At 30.2% G+C, this 17,068-nt stretch carries 18 protein-coding genes; 16 read left to right on the top strand and 2 right to left on the bottom strand.

What is annotated here, in order from left to right; genetic code table 11:
• Window positions 1-4: 4 nt before the first annotated feature.
• Window positions 5-1,024 carry a hypothetical protein gene (locus tag FBF15_RS01435; protein ID WP_002867971.1) on the bottom strand — a complete coding sequence of 340 codons (1,020 nt, stop codon included), beginning with the start codon at window positions 1,022-1,024 and terminating at the stop codon, window positions 5-7.
• Window positions 1,025-1,152: 128 nt separating this feature from the next.
• Between FBF15_RS01435 and FBF15_RS01440 the strand changes: the two genes are divergently transcribed.
• From FBF15_RS01440 to purU, 14 genes are all read left to right on the top strand, one after another.
• A complete protein-coding gene (locus tag FBF15_RS01440; RefSeq protein WP_038816818.1) occupies window positions 1,153-3,183 on the top strand; it encodes an ATP-dependent helicase in 2,031 nt (676 codons plus the stop codon).
• Between the two features lie 40 nt (window positions 3,184-3,223).
• Window positions 3,224-3,964, top strand: a complete 741-nt coding sequence (peb2, locus tag FBF15_RS01445; protein WP_052773736.1) for an AcfC family adhesin PEB2 — start codon at window positions 3,224-3,226, stop codon at window positions 3,962-3,964.
• 98 nt (window positions 3,965-4,062) lie between these two features.
• Window positions 4,063-4,590, top strand: a complete 528-nt coding sequence (gene tpx / locus FBF15_RS01450; RefSeq protein WP_002856712.1) for a thiol peroxidase — start codon at window positions 4,063-4,065, stop codon at window positions 4,588-4,590.
• Between the two features lie 246 nt (window positions 4,591-4,836).
• Window positions 4,837-7,611, top strand: a complete 2,775-nt coding sequence (gene napA / locus FBF15_RS01455) for a periplasmic nitrate reductase subunit alpha (RefSeq protein WP_002852404.1) — start codon at window positions 4,837-4,839, stop codon at window positions 7,609-7,611.
• Between the two features lie 17 nt (window positions 7,612-7,628).
• Window positions 7,629-8,369 carry a ferredoxin-type protein NapG gene (napG, locus tag FBF15_RS01460; protein WP_038816816.1) on the top strand — a complete coding sequence of 247 codons (741 nt, stop codon included), beginning with the start codon at window positions 7,629-7,631 and terminating at the stop codon, window positions 8,367-8,369.
• A complete protein-coding gene (napH, locus tag FBF15_RS01465; RefSeq protein WP_010891886.1) occupies window positions 8,366-9,148 on the top strand; it encodes a quinol dehydrogenase ferredoxin subunit NapH in 783 nt (260 codons plus the stop codon). The genes napG and napH overlap by 4 nt, the downstream gene beginning before the upstream one ends.
• The gene (locus tag FBF15_RS01470) at window positions 9,145-9,669 is read left to right on the top strand and encodes a nitrate reductase cytochrome c-type subunit (protein ID WP_072233203.1); all 525 of its coding nucleotides are present in this window, start codon (window positions 9,145-9,147) and stop codon (window positions 9,667-9,669) included. Before napH ends, FBF15_RS01470 begins: the two co-directional genes overlap by 4 nt.
• Before the next feature lie 4 nt (window positions 9,670-9,673).
• A complete protein-coding gene (locus tag FBF15_RS01475) occupies window positions 9,674-10,588 on the top strand; it encodes a WD40 repeat domain-containing protein (RefSeq protein WP_002859815.1) in 915 nt (304 codons plus the stop codon).
• Window positions 10,581-10,919, top strand: a complete 339-nt coding sequence (locus tag FBF15_RS01480; RefSeq protein ID WP_002852435.1) for a chaperone NapD — start codon at window positions 10,581-10,583, stop codon at window positions 10,917-10,919. The genes FBF15_RS01475 and FBF15_RS01480 overlap by 8 nt, the downstream gene beginning before the upstream one ends.
• A gap of 9 nt (window positions 10,920-10,928) precedes the next feature.
• A complete protein-coding gene (tatA2, locus tag FBF15_RS01485; protein ID WP_002859817.1) occupies window positions 10,929-11,102 on the top strand; it encodes a Sec-independent protein translocase subunit TatA2 in 174 nt (57 codons plus the stop codon).
• 78 nt (window positions 11,103-11,180) lie between these two features.
• Window positions 11,181-11,429 carry a tetratricopeptide repeat protein gene (locus FBF15_RS01490; RefSeq protein WP_002859818.1) on the top strand — a complete coding sequence of 83 codons (249 nt, stop codon included), beginning with the start codon at window positions 11,181-11,183 and terminating at the stop codon, window positions 11,427-11,429.
• On the top strand, window positions 11,426-11,917 hold the full coding sequence (locus tag FBF15_RS01495; RefSeq protein ID WP_002856776.1) for a hypothetical protein: 492 nt from the start codon (window positions 11,426-11,428) through the stop codon (window positions 11,915-11,917). The genes FBF15_RS01490 and FBF15_RS01495 overlap by 4 nt, the downstream gene beginning before the upstream one ends.
• Window positions 11,886-13,004, top strand: coding sequence for a CCA tRNA nucleotidyltransferase (locus tag FBF15_RS01500; RefSeq protein ID WP_002902791.1), 1,119 nt, complete (start codon window positions 11,886-11,888; stop codon window positions 13,002-13,004). Before FBF15_RS01495 ends, FBF15_RS01500 begins: the two co-directional genes overlap by 32 nt.
• Window positions 13,001-13,825 carry a formyltetrahydrofolate deformylase gene (gene purU, locus FBF15_RS01505; RefSeq protein WP_002885176.1) on the top strand — a complete coding sequence of 275 codons (825 nt, stop codon included), beginning with the start codon at window positions 13,001-13,003 and terminating at the stop codon, window positions 13,823-13,825. Before FBF15_RS01500 ends, purU begins: the two co-directional genes overlap by 4 nt.
• Here purU and FBF15_RS01510 read toward each other — a convergent pair.
• Window positions 13,822-15,096 (bottom strand): aminotransferase class V-fold PLP-dependent enzyme, encoded by a 1,275-nt coding sequence (locus FBF15_RS01510; protein ID WP_072233202.1) that lies wholly within the window; start codon window positions 15,094-15,096, stop codon window positions 13,822-13,824. The two genes, purU and FBF15_RS01510, sit on opposite strands and share 4 nt — an antisense overlap.
• Before the next feature lie 35 nt (window positions 15,097-15,131).
• On the opposite strand from FBF15_RS01510, the gene FBF15_RS01515 reads away from it, so the two are divergent.
• Together FBF15_RS01515 and flgS are read left to right on the top strand one after the other, a co-directional pair.
• Window positions 15,132-16,010, top strand: a complete 879-nt coding sequence (locus tag FBF15_RS01515) for a DUF234 domain-containing protein (RefSeq protein ID WP_074485769.1) — start codon at window positions 15,132-15,134, stop codon at window positions 16,008-16,010.
• Between the two features lie 3 nt (window positions 16,011-16,013).
• The gene (gene flgS, locus FBF15_RS01520) at window positions 16,014-17,033 is read left to right on the top strand and encodes a fla regulon two-component system sensor histidine kinase FlgS (protein ID WP_002859823.1); all 1,020 of its coding nucleotides are present in this window, start codon (window positions 16,014-16,016) and stop codon (window positions 17,031-17,033) included.
• Window positions 17,034-17,068 lie beyond the last annotated feature (35 nt).

Below are 17,068 nucleotides of genomic sequence, written 5' to 3' on the forward strand. Positions count from 1 at the left end.
TAGCTTATTTAATAGAGCTAATTTCTATAATTTCACAAAACGGGAAGAAATATTGTGCTGTATTAAGTCCAGTTTTCAAACTTTTGATATGTTTAGAAAAATCACTTCCTTTGCCGTCTTTTTTAATTTGAAGTTTAAGTCTTTCTAAAATTTCTTCACGTGCTACATGTTCATTTAATTCTTTTGGATTGTTTAAATATGGGCTTAATCTATCTAAACTAATATATTTATAAGCTTTTTTCATATCTGAAAAGATAATTTCTTTGTTATAGATAGTTAATTTCATTTCCCCTTTTGGTAGCATTTTAACAAAAATACTTAGATAATAATCTTTTGCATTATCTTGTATAACGCTTAGCATATCTTTTAACAGATTGATTCTGTATTGGCTTAAAAATTTTCCATCTAAAATGTAAACTTTCATATTTTCTGTGCTAAGCTCAGGTTCTAAACGACTGTTTTTTCCTATGCTTAGATACTCTCTAGCGGTATTTAGATATTTATTTTTGTTTGATTTGTTTGATTGAAGTTCTTTTTTTACAGCTCTTTCTCTTTCTAAGATCTTTTGTTGTTTGCTGATTTCTTTTTTAAGAGCTTCTATTTTGGCTTGTTTATTTTCTTGTTTTAATTTTTCTTTATCCGTATCTAAAATTTGCTTATTTTCATTTGTATTAATATTATTACTTGTATTGGTGTTATTATTTAAGCTTTGATTGTTTTCGCTTATTGATGTATTAAATGTATTGTTATTTAAGCTTTGATTTTCATCTAATAGGTTTGTTTCTTGCTTTTGGATGGTATTGTTATTAATATTTATATCTGATGAACTATTGTTGGTTTGGATCGAGGGTGAATAGGAATTATCGTAGTTATTGGTATACGATTTTTGTTCGGTGTAAGTGTTGGTATTTAAGGTGTAATTCTTTGGTTTTGAATATTCAAAAAGATAATAATATGTTCCACCTAATATCACAATAACAGCAATTAATATGCCAACAATAATAGAAAAAATTTTCAAATTCATTTGCTATCCCTTAAAAACAGAAAGTTAAATAATTTTAGCATTGTACTATAATCTAATATAAAGTAATTTTAAATTTTTATATTTTTAAGTAATTTTTTTTTATAATTTTAACTTTTATAAGGAAAATAATGCCACTTTCAAAATTAAATAATGAACAATATCTTGCCGCTACTGCTGATTTTGGACACAATCTTGTTATTGCAAGTGCAGGCACGGGAAAAACTTCTACTATTGTTGCAAGAATTTCTTATCTTTTAAGCAAGGGAGTGGCACCTCAAAAAATCATGCTTTTGACTTTCACAAATAAAGCCAGCAAAGAAATGATAGGGCGTTTAGGGAAATTTTTTGATAAAAATATTACCAGTAAAATACTTGCAGGAACTTTTCATAGTACGGCTTATACCTTACTTAGAAATGCGGATAAAAATATAGCCTTAAAGCAAGCAAGCGAGTTAAAAACTCTACTTAAAAGTGTCTATGAAAAAAGAACTTTTAGGCATTTAAGTGATATAAAACCTTATCAATCAAGTTATTTATACGATCTTTATTCTTTGTTTCAAAACAAAGCACACAATCAAGATTTTTATACTTGGTTTTGTCAAAACTATGAAGATCAAAGTATTTATGCTGAAATTTATGAAGATATTTTAAAAGAATATGATAATGAAAAAAAGCGTTTTAATTATGTGGATTTTAATGACTTGCTTATCAATCTAAAAGATCTTTTAAAAGAAGAAAAATATGAATTTGATGAAATTTTAGTAGATGAATATCAAGACACAAATACTTTGCAAAGTTCTTTAATAGAGGCTTTTCATAGTAAAAGTTTGTTTTGCGTAGGGGATTATGATCAAAGTATTTATGCTTTTAATGGAGCGGATATTAATATCATAGGTGGGTTTAAAGATCGTTTTAAAGATGCAAAAATTTTTTCTTTAAATAAAAACTACCGTTCATCAAGAAGTATTTTAGCTTTGGCTAATAAAGTGATTTTAAATAACGAAAGATTATATCCAAAAGAACTTATTGTTACAAGAAATGATGAGTTTAAAGCCCCATCTTTGCTTACTTTTGAAGAATTATTTGATCAGTATCAAAATATAGCCAAAATGATACTTACAAGCGGAGTAAGTTTGGAAGAAATTGCCGTGATTTTTCGCAACAACTCAAGTGCTGATGGGGTTGAAGTAGCTTTAAGGGAGCAGGGCATTGCAAGTGTGAGAAAGGGAAGTGGAAGTTTTTTTGAAAGTTTGGAAGTTAAAGCTTTTAGCTCCATGCTTGCGCTTGTGGTAAATCCTAAAGATATCATGGCTTTTATTCATTTGGTTCAATATACCAAAGGTGTGGGTGGAGTTTTAGCAAAAGAAATTTTTGACGCACTTTTAAAATTAGGGCATGGAAATTTAATAAAAGGTTTTTTAGATCCTGATAAAAATGTAAATTTGCAAAATCATCAAAAAAGAAATTATCAACTTGGGCTTTTTGCAGATTTAGAAGAATTAGCTAGAGAAACTCGTTTTAAATTTGAGAGTGAATTTGATGCACATCCTATTTTAAGACTTTCAAAAATCAATGATTTGTGCGCTAGAAATTTGGAAAAAATCTATCTTTTTTTAAAAAAAGCTATGGAAATAAAACATTCTTTGACTTTAGTCAATTTAATTTGCGAAAATTCTTTTTATAGAGAAATTTGCGAAGAACTTGCAACCAAAAGAGCGACAAATAAAGCAGGGCAGGTGGATTTATTAAGAAAGAGTGAAAATTTAGAAAAAATAGAAACAAAATTTAATGTCTTAAAAGAGCTTACAAAAAATTATAGCGATATTTATAAATATTATAATTTTCTAACTTTAGGTGCAAGTGAAATGAGTAGTGGCAAAGGAGTTAATTTGCTTAGCGTACATGCAAGTAAGGGCTTGGAATTTGATCTTGTTTTTGTGATTGATCTTGCGCAAGGTCGCTTTCCTAATCAAAAGCTTATGGGAATGGGTGGAAGCTTAGAAGAAGAAAGAAGGCTTTTTTATGTTGCAGTAACTAGGGCAAAAAATATACTTTATTTAAGCTATGCTAAATATGATAAAAACAAAAAAACTTCTTTTGCTCCTTCTCGTTTTCTTATAGAAGCAGGGCTTTGCAAGGGAGAGTTAACTATAGATTGATAAAATTTCCTTTATATTATTATAAAGAAAGGTTTATTTTATGAAAAAAATATTAATTTTAAGTTTAGCAGCAGCAAGTTTTTTAAATGCTGAAATTTTAGTTTATGGTCCAGGTGGTCCTGCTCCTGTGCTAAAAGAGCTTGCTTTAAAATTTGAAGAAAAAACAAAAGAAAAGGTGATTGTAACCGCAGGCCCAACTTCAGCTTGGATAGATAAAGCAAAAGAAAATGCAGATTTGATTTTTTCAGGCAATACTTCAATGATGGATGATTTTGCTAAAAAAATTCCAAGTTTAAGTTTGGAAAATTTAAGCGTTTTAAATGTGCGTCCATCAGGTATTATCGTGCGTCCAAATAATCCAAAAAATATTAAAAATTTTGAAGACATTTTAAAAGATGGTATAAATGTTATGGTGGTTGATGGTGCAGGACAAGTTGGACTTTATGAAGATATGGCTTTAAAAAGTGCAAAAAGAGAAAATTTGGTAAAATTACGTAAAAATATAAAAATTTATGCTAAAAATTCCAAAGCTGCTGTAGATGAGTGGAATAACAATCCAAATATTGATGCTTTAATCATTTGGTCTCATTGGGCAAAGGCTTTAGGCGATGATAAAGCTTTATTTATCAAAGATAAAAATGCAGTGATTTATCGTGCAGCTGAAATTGCTCCTACAAAAAAAGCTTTAGAAAATAAAAAAGCTTTAGAATTTGTAGATTTTATTAAGAGTAAGGAAGCTCAAAAAGTGTGGAAAAAATATACTTGGAAAGAAGTAAAATAATTTTGAGTGAAATTAAAAAATAATTAATATTTATAGGATATAATCACTCCTAAAACATTAATTGCAATAATGTTTAAAATATCAAAAAAGGAAATTAAATGAGTACAGTAAATTTTAAAGGAAATCCTGTAAAACTTAAAGGAAATTCAGTAGAAGTTGGAGCAGATGCTCCTAAGGTAAATCTTAAAGCTAAAGATTTAAGCGTGATTGAAATCGGTGCAGCGGGTAAAACTCAAATCATTTTAAGTGTTCCAAGCTTAGATACACCAGTTTGTGCTACAGAGGCTAGAGAATTTAATAAAAAAGTAGCCAGTTACAATGGTGCTGAAGTGATTGTAGTAAGTATGGACTTACCTTTTGCTATGGGAAGATTTTGCAGTACAGAAGGTATTGAAAATTTAAGTGTTGCAAGTGATTTTGTGGCAAAAGAATTTGGTGAAAAATATGGTGTTTTGATAAATGAAGGTGCTTTAGAAGGGCTTTTAGCTCGTGCCGTATTTGTGATTAAAGAGGGTAAAGTGGCATATAAAGAACTTGTAAATGAAATCACAGAAATGCCAGATATTGCAAAACTTGATGCATTTTTTGGTGGTTCTAGCTGCTGCGGTGGTTGTGGTTGCCATTAATTTTGATTAAGCCCATTCTTAGGGCTTAATTTTTATATCTTCATTTTTTTATTATTTTAAGTTGATTATATTTTAATTGTTAAGTTGATTATTTTTAATATTTATTTTGTGTAAGAATAATATAAAAAGGACAATAAAACTCCTATAAAATAGAGCTTTAAAATTATTATTTTTATTAAAATTTCAAGAGATTTTTATACTTCATTTTTTATAATAAGATGATTTTTTTATTTTGGAGGAATAAGGATGAATAGAAGGGATTTTATTAAAAATACCGCTATTGCAAGTGCTGCTAGTGTTGCAGGGCTTAGTGTTCCAAGCTCTATGCTTGGCGCGCAAGAAGAAGATTGGAAATGGGATAAAGCTGTTTGTAGATTTTGTGGAACTGGCTGTGGAATTATGATAGCTAGAAAAGATGGCAAAATCGTAGCAACAAAAGGTGATCCTGCAGCACCCGTAAATCGCGGACTTAATTGTATCAAAGGTTATTTTAATGCTAAGATCATGTATGGTGAAGATCGTCTTGTTATGCCTTTGCTTCGCATGAATGAAAAAGGCGAATTTGATAAAAAAGGCAAATTTCAACAAGTTTCTTGGCAAAGAGCCTTTGATGAAATGGAAAAACAATTTAAAAAAGCCTACAATGAACTCGGCGTTACAGGTATAGGGATTTTTGGTAGTGGGCAATACACTATCCAAGAAGGTTATGCTGCTTTAAAGCTTGCAAAAGCGGGTTTTAGAACAAATAATATCGATCCAAATGCAAGACATTGTATGGCCTCTGCAGTGGTTGGTTTTATGCAAACTTTTGGTGTAGATGAGCCATCAGGCTGTTATGATGATATAGAGCTTACAGATACTATTATCACTTGGGGAGCTAATATGGCTGAAATGCACCCAATCCTTTGGTCAAGAGTAAGTGATAGAAAACTAAGCAATCTTGATAAGGTTAAAGTTGTTAATCTAAGCACTTTTTCTAACCGTACTTCAAATATTGCTGATATTGAAATTATTTTTAAACCAAATACAGATTTGGCTATTTGGAACTACATAGCAAGAGAGATTGTTTATAATCATCCAGAGGCTATGGATATGAAATTTATCAAAGATCACTGCGTATTTGCAACTGGTTATGCTGATATTGGTTATGGTATGAGAAATAATCCAAATCATCCAAAATTTAAAGAAAGTGAAAAAGATACGGTTGAAAAAGAAAATGTAATCACTTTAGACGATGAAGAGGCTACTTCTTTATCTTATCTTGGCGTTAAAGCGGGTGATAAATTTGAAATGAAACATCAAGGTGTGGCTGATAAAAACTGGGAAATTTCTTTTGACGAATTTAAAAAAGGTTTAGCCCCTTATACTTTAGAATACACTGCAAGAGTAGCCAAAGGTGATGATAATGAGTCTTTGGAAGATTTTAAGAAAAAACTTCAAGAATTAGCTAATCTTTACATAGAGAAAAATCGCAAAGTCGTAAGTTTTTGGACTATGGGCTTTAATCAACACACAAGAGGTTCTTGGGTAAATGAACAAGCTTATATGGTACATTTTTTGCTAGGAAAGCAAGCTAAACCAGGTAGTGGAGCCTTTTCTTTAACAGGACAGCCAAGTGCCTGTGGAACAGCTAGGGAAGTAGGAACTTTCTCACATCGTTTGCCTGCAGATATGGTTGTAGCCAATCCAAAACACAGAGAAATTTCTGAAAAAATTTGGAAAGTTCCTGCAAAGACTATCAACCCAAAACCAGGTTCTCCTTATCTTAATATCATGAGAGATTTAGAAGATGGAAAAATTAAATTTGCATGGGTGCAAGTGAATAATCCATGGCAAAACACTGCAAATGCAAATCACTGGATTGCAGCAGCAAGAGAAATGGATAATTTTATTGTTGTAAGTGATTGTTATCCTGGAATTTCAGCAAAAGTAGCTGATCTTATTTTACCAAGTGCTATGATTTATGAAAAATGGGGTGCTTATGGTAATGCTGAAAGAAGAACTCAACATTGGAAACAACAAGTCTTACCTGTGGGTGCTGCCATGAGTGATACTTGGCAAATTTTAGAATTTGCAAAACGCTTTAAGCTTAAAGAAGTTTGGAAAGAGCAAAAAGTGGATAATAAGCTTACCTTGCCAAGTGTTTTAGAAGAGGCAAAAGCTATGGGTTATAGCGAAGATGATACACTTTTTGATGTACTATTTGCCAATAAAGAAGCAAAAAGCTTTAATCCAAACGATGCCATCGCAAAAGGCTTTGATAATACCGATGTTAAAGGTGATGAGAGAAAAATTCAAGGCAGTGATGGAAAAGAATTTACAGGCTATGGCTTTTTCGTTCAAAAATATCTTTGGGAAGAATATCGTAAATTTGGCTTAGGACACGGACATGATTTAGCGGATTTTGATACCTATCATAAAGTAAGGGGTTTAAGATGGCCTGTGGTTAATGGCAAGGAAACACAGTGGAGATTTAATACTAAATTTGATTATTATGCTAAAAAAGCGGCTCCAAATTCAGATTTTGCTTTTTATGGTGATTTTAACAAAATGCTTACAAATGGGGATTTAATAGCTCCTAAAGATGAAAAAGAGCACAGTATTAAAAATAAGGCTAAAATTTTCTTTAGGCCATTTATGAAAGCACCTGAAAGACCAAGTAAAGAGTATCCGTTCTGGCTTGCAACAGGAAGGGTTTTAGAGCATTGGCATAGTGGAACTATGACTATGCGTGTGCCTGAGCTTTACCGTGCTGTGCCTGAAGCACTTTGCTATATGAGTGAGAAAGATGGAGAGAAATTAGGCTTAAATCAAGGTGATTTGGTTTGGGTGGAATCTCGTCGTGGTAAAGTAAAAGCAAGAGTAGATATGCGTGGAAGAAACAAACCGCCTGTAGGACTTGTGTATGTGCCGTGGTTTGATGAGAATGTATATATCAATAAAGTTACTTTGGATGCGACTTGTCCACTTTCAAAACAAACTGACTTTAAAAAATGCGCTGTAAAAATTTATAAGGCTTAATTTAGGGTTTTGATTAAATGAAAGGTAGAAGAGAATTTTTTGTTAGTGCTTTTAAGGCTGCATGTTTATGTACAGGAGGTGGATTTTTGGCTAATTTGACTTTAAAAGCCGATGATAATTATACCTTGCGTCCTCCTGGGGCTGAAGATGAAGCTAGATTTTTAAGCAAATGTATTCGTTGTGGGCTTTGTGTAAAAGCCTGTCCTTATGATACTTTAAAGCTTGCTAGCTTGTTAGATAGTCCAAAAAATGGCACGCCTTTTTTTAAGGCAAGAGAAATTCCTTGCTATCTTTGTAAGGATATTCCTTGCATTAGAGAATGTCCAACTGATGCTTTAGATAAAAAGCATTTAGAGCAGGGTATAGAATCTTTGAAAATGGGTATTGCTATTGTTGATAGTGCTTCTTGTGTGGCACACTGGGGAATTCAATGTGATGCTTGTTATAGAGCCTGTCCTTTGATAGATAGGGCTTTAAAACTTGAGCTTAAACGCAATGAACGCACCGCCAAACATGCTTTTTTACTACCTAGTGTGGATCATGAAGTGTGTGTAGGTTGTGGGCTTTGTGAACTGGCTTGTATTACTGAAAAACCGGCCATTCGTGTTTTGCCAAGGGAGTATGTATTGGGAAAAGCAGGATCTCATTATGTAAAAGGCTGGGATGAAAAAGATGAAGGTCGTATAAAAAATGCAGATACTTCAAAACATTTTAATGTTAAAAAAGCAACCAATTATTTAAATGATGGAGAACTGTGATGAAGTATTTAATTGCTAGACGCATCGTTCAGCTTGGAATTTTAGCGCTTTTTAGTTTTAAAGCTACAGATTTTATCTTGCAGGGAAATTTAAGTTCTTCTAGACTTTTTAATACCATACCTTTAAGCGATCCTTTTGCAGTTTTGCAAATCATTCTAGCAAGCTGGAGTATAGATTTAATGGCTTTAATAGGAGCTTTGATTATATTTTTTATCTATGGTTTGCTTTTAGGAAGGGTTTTTTGCTCTTGGGTTTGTCCTGTTAATTTAATCACAGATTTTGCTGCTTTTGTGCGAAATAAATTAACCCTTAATAATAAATTTTTAATTTTGCCTAAAAATTTACGCTATTTTGTATTGGTCTTGGTTTTAGTCCTTTCTTTTGTATTTTCATTGCCTGTGTTTGAAAGTTTTTCTTATATAGGAATGATACATAGAGGGATTATTTTTGCTACAAGTTCTTGGATTTTTGTAGCCTTTATACTTTTTTGTATCGATACTTTTTTAAGTCCTAGGGCAATTTGTTCACATTTTTGTCCACTAGGAGCTTTTTATGCTTTTATTTCTCGTTTTGCTTTGCTTAAAATAAAGCATGATAGTGATAAATGCACTAAATGTTATGAATGTATCCGTATTTGTCCTGAAAAACAGGTTTTGTGGATGGTTGGAAAAGAAAGTACTAGCGTGAAATCGGGAGAGTGTATAAGGTGTGCAAGATGTATAGAAGTTTGTAATGATGATGCTTTGAATTTTAATATTTTTGATTTAAGGAATAAATAATGAAGAAGAAATTGGTTTTATTAGGAAGTGCTGCAGTGGTATTTTTTGCCGCTTGTGCAATGAATAGTGGGGTAAGTTCAGAACAAATTGGACTTAGAAAAGCAAGTTTAGAAAATGAAAATAAAGTAAATTTAGTGGAGGCAAATTTCACAACTTTACAGCCTGGGGAATCTACTCGTTTTGAGCGTTCTTATGAAAATGCACCACCGTTAATTCCGCATGCTATTGAAGATTTGTTACCTATAACTAAAGATAACAATATGTGCTTAAGCTGCCATGATAAGGCTATAGCAGCAGATGCTGGTGCAACTCCACTTCCTGCTAGTCATTATTATGATTTTAGACACAATAAAACCACAGGAGATATGATTAGCGATAGTCGTTTTAATTGCACTCAGTGTCATGTTCCACAAAGTGATGCAAAACCTTTAGTGGAAAATAGCTTTAAACCTGAATTTAAAAATGAACAATTAAAAAGTCGTTCAAATTTAATTGATGTGATTAATGAGGGTGTAAAGTAAATAAATGAAAAAATTTCTTTTTATTTTGAGTCTTTTTTGTGTTTTGTCTTATGCTTATGAGCTGAAATTAAATGCTAATATAACAGCTTTAAAGCTTGATAAGCAAAACTTATATATAGGCACTGATAAAGGTGAAATTTTACAATATAACATTAAAGATAAAAGTTTAAAAGAACTTTTATCTTTACCAAAGATTAAAAATTATTATGGTGATGATTTTGCTAAGATTTATAACATTGATGTTTTTAAACATACACTTTTAATACTTAGCGAGGGTGATTTTGGTGCTAAAAATTTAAGTTTTTATAAGGAAAATTTACAAATCAAAAAGCTCGAAGAAAATAGCATAATAAAAGCATTTTTTATCAATGAAAACACTTATCTTTTGATTTCTATTGGTTCTGAAATAGAATTGATTGATAAAAGTTTAAAAAATATAAAAAAATTTAATTTTTCCCATTCTAGTCTTAATGATGCAGTTTTAAATGAAGATAAGAGTAGACTAGTTGCAGGTTTTGAGAGTGGCGAAGTAGAACTTTTTGATTTGAAAAATTGGAAGATGTTAAAAAACTATGATAAAATGCATAAAGATAATATCTATCAAGTAGATTTTAAAAATAATGTTATTTTAAGTTGTGGAACGGATAGGCGTATAGGAGTTGTAAAAAATGAAGAGCAAAATTTTTTGCAAAAAGATTTTTTGATATATACTTGTGCTTTAAGTCCTAGTGGAGAATTCGCTGTTTATAGCGATAATGAAGCTGGAGTTAGTGAAGTTTTTAGCACAAGTGATTTTAAGCCTGTTAAAACTTTTAATAATGAAAATTTGATGAGTGAGTTTATTATTTTTTTAAACAATAAAGATTTTATCGTTTCAGGCTTTGGTGATAGTATAATGTTTAGGAGTATTGATGAATAATCTTTCTAGTGTTTTGATTTTAGCAAAAGAAGAATATATAAATGATTTAAAAAAGGCTATATCTGAAATTCCTTTTTGTTCTGTAGAACTTTGTGAAAATGAAAAGATTATAGTTGTGATTGAAAGTGAAAATTTAGAAGATGAGTTAAACTCTTATAAAATGCTTGAGAAATTGCCAAATATTATCAGTATTAATATGGTTTTTTCTTATCAAGATTTAAATGATGATATCCAAAAAGCAATCAATAGTGGTGCAATAGAAACGATAGAAAAAAATGAAAATGCTGAGAATGTTCGCTACTATGGTAGTGTATTTAATCAATTTTCTTAAAGTGTAAAGATGGTATTTTTAATCCCATTGCTTATTATAATTGGTGTTATTTTTGGAATTGATTATGTGTATTTTAAAAATCAAGATTTAAAAGCGCAAGTTAAAAAAGAACAAAAAGAATTAAATTCTAGTTTAGAGAAAGAAAAAAAAGAATATATAGAAAAACTGTTTAAAACAAAATAGACATTAAAAAACATCTTATTTTCTTAAAGATAAATTAAAAAGCTTTTTGCTAGAATTAAAGAAAAATTTTAGGAAACAGTGATGAAAAATACAGTCACTGAAGCTTCTATCTATGAGGCTCAAGGGTTAAAAGACGAAGCTTTAGAAATTTATAAAAATATCTTAAAAGAAGATCCGGATAATCAAAACGCTATCGATGCGGTTCGTCGTCTTAGTGGTTTTAGATCCAAGCATAAAGACTTAAACACTCAAATGTTGGATTTTTTTATTAATATGAAAAGCGATGAAGAAATTAATGAATTTAAAAGGTGGTTGATAAAAATATGAATTTGGAAGATTTAGCTAAAAAAACCATTAGCGAAGTTAGCTCTATCATGGAAGAGCAAAGAAGACAAAATGAAATTTTAAAAGAACAAGAATTAAATAGAAAAACTGAAATAAAAGATGAATTACCACCTATGGAGTTTGTATGCGAAGAGCTTGATACTCCGCAAGACTTAGAAGATAAAATTTCTATGGCAAAATTTGAAGAAGAGCAAAAAATACAAAATAATATTGAAATTTCTACTCAGGAAAATAAAGAGTTTAAAAAAGAAGAGCCTTTTTTACAAAGTGAAATTTTAAATCCTAGTGTTATGACAGAGGTTCAAACGCTTAATGAGGATATTTTTTTAAAACATCTTAGAGAGAGAATTTTAGTTCTTTTTGAAGGTTTAAATAGCATAAAAAAAGATGATCTTGAAAATAGGTTAAACTTGACCATAAATTTTTTAGAGTTTTTACTTGCAAATATCGAAGATAAGCTTAAAAAATAATCCCGATTTACAGTTTATTGCTGAGTTTTTAAAGCCTTATACCAAACGAGCGTATTTGGTTGGAGGTAGCGTTAGGGATTTGTTTTTAGGCTTAAAAATTTGTGACTATGATATAGAGCTTTATGATATAAAACCTAAAGATTTTGAAAAGATTATGCAAAAATTGGGCGCACAAGGCTTTGGAAAAAGTTTTTTTGTGTATAAGTTTAAAAATTATGATTTAGCTCTTGCTAGAACCGAAAATAAAATAAGCTATGGACATAAAGGTTTTGAAGTTCAAATTTGTAATGATGAAAAACTTGGCGCCAAAAGACGCGATTTTACCATAAATTCTATGATGATTAATCTTTTTAACGATGAGTTTTTAGATTTTTATGGAGGATTAAAAGATCTAGGAGCAGGCTTTTTAAGGCATATTGATAAACAAAGCTTTCAAGAGGATAGTTTAAGAGTATTAAGAGCGGTAGTATTTGCTTCAAGGTTTAACTTTAAGATAACTAGCGAAAGCTTGAAATTGATGCAAAGTATGGATATAACTGATCTTAGCAAAGATAGGATCAATGCGGAGCTTTATAAATTCTTTAAAAGCCCTAGACTTGATGTTGGCTATAGATATTTGCAAGAACTTGACTTAGAAAAACAGATTTTCGGCTTTGAGAGTATTTTTAAGAGTTTGGAATTTCAAAATTTGCTCAGACAAAGTAGAGAATTTGTAAAAAGCGATGCTTTATTCTTGTATTTGTATTTGAATTTTTTTAATTTAGAAAAAGATATATTTTTTAAAAGAACCAAACTTCAAAAAGAATACCTAAAATACGCAAATCAAGCTTTTTATCTTGATGATATAAGTGATTTTGAGCTAGCAAAAATTGCTTTTGAAATGCCTTTGAAGAAATGGCTTGGACTTTGGAGTAAAAAGCGTATTGAGCAAGCTAAAAGATTAGGGCTTTATGAGAATAAGTTTGAAAGTAAAATTTTAGCAAAAGATTTCATAAATGCTGGATTTTGTGGTAAAATTCTTGGCTTAAAGCTTCAAGAAGCAAGAGAGAATGAATTAAAAGAATATATAAAAGGTTTAGCTAAATGATTTCTGTATTAAAAATTTGCACCAAAGATCAAAAAGGTTTAATCTATAGAATTTCTGATGTTATTTTTAAATATCATATCAATATAGTAAAAAACGATGAATTTGTAGGCGAAGGAATGTTTTTTTTTCGTGCTCTTTTAGAAGGTGAGTTTGATAAAGAAGCTTTTATAGGAACGCTTGAGGCTATGCTTGGACAAGAAGCCTTGATAGAGCTTTGCGAGAAGAGAAAAAAAGATATCGTTGTTTTTGCTACTAAAGAAAGTCATTGTTTGGGAGATTTGCTAATAAAGCATTATAGTAACGAACTTGAAGCAAATATCAAAGCTGTGATTTCAAATCACAACTCTTTAAAGGATTTAGTTGAGAAATTTGAAATTCCTTATCATTTTATCAGCGCTGAAAATTTAGATCGTAAAGAGCAAGAAAATCAGATTTTAAAATGTCTTGAACAATATAAATTTGATTATTTGGTTTTAGCAAAATATATGCGAATTTTATCTCCTGATTTTGTTAGGCATTTTGAAGGCAAGATTATAAATATTCACCATTCTTTTTTACCTGCATTTATAGGAGCAAATCCTTATAAACAAGCCTTTGAAAGAGGGGTTAAAATAATTGGAGCTACGGCACATTTTGTAAATAATAATCTTGATGAAGGTCCTATTATCACTCAAGCTGTTTCGCCTGTAAACCATGAATTTACTTGGCAAGATATGCAACAAGCAGGTAGAAATATAGAAAAAGATGTTCTTTCAAAAGCACTTGATTTGGTTTTTGAAGATAGAATTTTTATACATAATAATAAAACTATAATATTTTAATGCGATAATTTTACTATAGTTTTATTTAAAGCATTAAAAAAATAATCAATATCTTCTTTTTCATGCGTATAATGCAAGCTTATTCTTAACCAGCCTGGTTTTGTTTTAAGTTTTTGATTATCTTTTAAGTCTAGCAAATCATGACCATAAGGCCCAGCACAAGCACATCCAGCGCGTGTTTCTATGTGGTATTTTTTACTAAGTTCGTAAGCGATATCAAAAGGAGAAATTCCTTTGATATTGAAAGCAAAAATAGGCAATCGGGTTTTTAAATTCTTTGCGTATAAAATTAAATTAGGTATAGTTTTTAGTTTTTCAAAAAAATAATCTTTTAAAATTTCTTCTTTTTTTTCTATATTTTTAACCCCTATAGAATCTTTGATTTTAAAAGCTAAGCTAGCGCGAATGAGTTGTAAAATTCCAGGTGTTCCTCCTTCCTCTAAAGATTCTTCATTACAAAGGTAGTATTGTGAAGTGCGAGAAACATAGCCCACAGTTCCACCTGCTGCAAAGCTAGGCTTGTTTCCACAAAGATCTTTTTTGATAGCTAAAAGTCCAGAACCGCCAATACCACCGATTAATTTATGAGAACTTATAAACAACGCATCATAGTATTGACAAGATATGTTTTTATAGGGAATGAAACTAGATGCATCAAAAGCAACTATCCCTTTAAATTTACGAACCATTTCAGAAATGCGTTTGTAATCACTTAATATCCCAGTAACATTTGAAGCTAAAGAAAAGCTAGCGATTATTTTTCTTTTTTTGTTTTTTTGTAAAGTTTTTTCTAGAAAATCAAAATCAATTTCCCCATTTTTATCCAAGGGAATTCTAATACATTCGCACAAGCCTTCTCGAAATGAAAGTTCATTAGAATGATGCTCATAAGGCCCTACGATAACTAAAGGTAAGGTATTTTTATCAATTTGCGTAAAATATCTTTCTTTTACAAGAGGGGGAATGTAAATGCCGATCAATTCTTGAAATTTTTTAATAGCACTGCTTGATCCTGTTCCGCAGGCTATAAGGGCAAAATTTTCATCTAATGATAAACTTTTTTTTATATCTTTTCTTGCTTGTTCGTAAATTTGTTGAGTTTTAAAAGAATTTAAAGAGCTATCAGAATGTGTGTTTGCATAGGTTGGGAGAATTTTTGAAATTTCTTTTTCTACACATTTTAGAGCTAAAGCACTTGCTGTGAAGTCAAAATGCAAAATACCTTTTTTTAAGATCAATTCTTTTTTTAAATCTGAAATTTGCAAATACAATCCTTATAAAAATTTGCTAAAATTATACTATAAAAATGCTTTATAAAAGGAAAAATATAAAATTTAAGAACTTTGTAGATTTGCATAAGAATTTGTCTTTAAGTAAGCTTTTTGATTTTTATAGTGTGTTTGAAGGTTTTGAAAAATTAAACATTTTAAATTTTGAAGACGATGTGTTTACAAATATAGAGCGAATTTTGCTTGATGATTATCTAAAAATTAAAAGTTATTTCGCCTTGGATGAAACAAGTTCTTACGCTCTTACTTTACTAGCTAAAAACAATCGCAAGCGTTTTTCTATCAATAGAAAAATTCAGCATTTTAAAGCTTTATCTACACTTAAATATCTTTTAGAAACAGGTATAATAAAACTTGAGTATAGTAAGGAAGCTAAAAAAATAAAAGATAAAAGACAAAAAATCAAAAAAGAACTAAGATCTTATGTTGTCCAAGATAAGATTATATTTAGCAACCAATTTACTCGTTTCTTTTTTTATTTTTTAAAGCCCAATGAAAAGCTTATTTTGCAAAATCGTTATAAAGAAGTTTTAGAATGCATTAAAGAAAAATTTGAACTTTATCAAAGTTTTTGTTTTGAACAGCTTTCTAGAGAATTGCTTGAGAAAAAATTCAATATCAATGGAGTGCAAAGTTACTGGGATAAGAATTTAGAACTTGATCTTTATTATCGAGATGAAAATTTGTGTTTTGTCGGAGAAGTTAAATTTAAAAATAAAAAAATTTGTAAAAATATTTTAAATCTTTTAAAATCAAAAGCAAAGTCTTTAAATTTGGCTCCAAATTATTACATTATAATCTCAAAAAATGGTTTTAGCAAGGAATTTGATAAAATATGCGAACAGAATTTGCTTTTACTTGATTTGAATGATTTTAAGATTTTATTAGAGGAATGATAAATGAATGAAAGTATTTTAAAAAGTTTAGACTCAAATGAAAAAGAAACCCTACAAAAAGGCTTAGAAAGTCTTATAGAACAAACTTATGTAATAGAAAATGAATACAAAACTTTAAATGAAAACTATAACTCCTTACGCGCAATGGTTGATGAGATTATAGAGGTGTTGCCTAGTGCGCTTTGGATTTTAGATAAAGAAAAAAATATTATTTTACAAAATCAAGAAGCCTTGAAAAATCCAAAATTACTTAGTATCATTAGTCTTGATAAAATTCGTGATGAGCTTGAATTTGAAGGTAGGTTTTATGCGGTAAAAATCATAGCACATAATGAAAAAACTATAGTTTCAGCTACAGATATTAGCGATGAAAAACGCAATGAAAGGCTTGCAAGCATGGGTAGTGTAGCGGCTCATTTGGCACATGAGATAAGAAATCCTATTGGATCTATATCTTTGCTTGCTTCAACTCTTTTTGCTCGTAGTGAGCTTAAAAATAAGCATATAGTTCTTGAAATCCAAAAGGCTATTGCTAGAGTAGAGCGTATCGTAAATTCAACTTTACTTTTTACTAAGGGTGTGCACATCAATGCTTTAAATTTTAATCTTTTAGAGTTAAAAGAAGAGTGTGAAAGTGCCATTAACTCTTATAATTTCACTTCTCAAATAGACTTTGAAATATCTTTTTTGGATAAGCAGATTTGTGCTGATAAAGCTCTTCTTGGTTTGGTTTTGCAAAATTTGATTTATAATGCTATTGATGCGATAGAAGAAAGCGAATGTGAAAAGCCTATGATTAAAATTTTAGCAAGTTGTGATAATGAAAAAATATGCATCAGAGTGTATGATAATGGTTGTGAAATAAAAGATGAGAAATTGGTTTTTGAAGCTTTTAAAACAACAAAACTTAAAGGCAATGGGCTTGGCTTGTCTCTTTCTAAAGAAATCATAAACGCCCATAAGGGAGAGTTAAGTTTTCAAAGCGATCCTAAGAATTTTTATTTTACCTTACCTTTGGTGTGATAAATATTTTCTTTTCACCCCAAAACGAAACAGAT

It is taken from the genome of Campylobacter sp. CFSAN093233 (assembly GCF_011068165.1).
Lineage (GTDB): Bacteria > Campylobacterota > Campylobacteria > Campylobacterales > Campylobacteraceae > Campylobacter_D > Campylobacter_D jejuni.

What these genes read in the sequence shown, in the direction of transcription:
- FBF15_RS01435 (WP_002867971.1), bottom strand. Translation starts at nt 1,024, where the DNA reads ATGAATTTGAAAATTTTTTCTATTATTGTTGGCATATTAATTGCTGTT.
- FBF15_RS01440 (WP_038816818.1), top strand. Translation starts at nt 1,153, where the DNA reads ATGCCACTTTCAAAATTAAATAATGAACAATATCTTGCCGCTACTGCT.
- peb2 (WP_052773736.1), top strand. Translation starts at nt 3,224, where the DNA reads ATGAAAAAAATATTAATTTTAAGTTTAGCAGCAGCAAGTTTTTTAAAT.
- tpx (WP_002856712.1), top strand. Translation starts at nt 4,063, where the DNA reads ATGAGTACAGTAAATTTTAAAGGAAATCCTGTAAAACTTAAAGGAAAT.
- napA (WP_002852404.1), top strand. Translation starts at nt 4,837, where the DNA reads ATGAATAGAAGGGATTTTATTAAAAATACCGCTATTGCAAGTGCTGCT.
- napG (WP_038816816.1), top strand. Translation starts at nt 7,629, where the DNA reads ATGAAAGGTAGAAGAGAATTTTTTGTTAGTGCTTTTAAGGCTGCATGT.
- FBF15_RS01475 (WP_002859815.1), top strand. Translation starts at nt 9,674, where the DNA reads ATGAAAAAATTTCTTTTTATTTTGAGTCTTTTTTGTGTTTTGTCTTAT.
- FBF15_RS01480 (WP_002852435.1), top strand. Translation starts at nt 10,581, where the DNA reads ATGAATAATCTTTCTAGTGTTTTGATTTTAGCAAAAGAAGAATATATA.
- tatA2 (WP_002859817.1), top strand. Translation starts at nt 10,929, where the DNA reads ATGGTATTTTTAATCCCATTGCTTATTATAATTGGTGTTATTTTTGGA.
- FBF15_RS01495 (WP_002856776.1), top strand. Translation starts at nt 11,426, where the DNA reads ATGAATTTGGAAGATTTAGCTAAAAAAACCATTAGCGAAGTTAGCTCT.
- purU (WP_002885176.1), top strand. Translation starts at nt 13,001, where the DNA reads ATGATTTCTGTATTAAAAATTTGCACCAAAGATCAAAAAGGTTTAATC.
- FBF15_RS01515 (WP_074485769.1), top strand. Translation starts at nt 15,132, where the DNA reads ATGCTTTATAAAAGGAAAAATATAAAATTTAAGAACTTTGTAGATTTG.
- flgS (WP_002859823.1), top strand. Translation starts at nt 16,014, where the DNA reads ATGAATGAAAGTATTTTAAAAAGTTTAGACTCAAATGAAAAAGAAACC.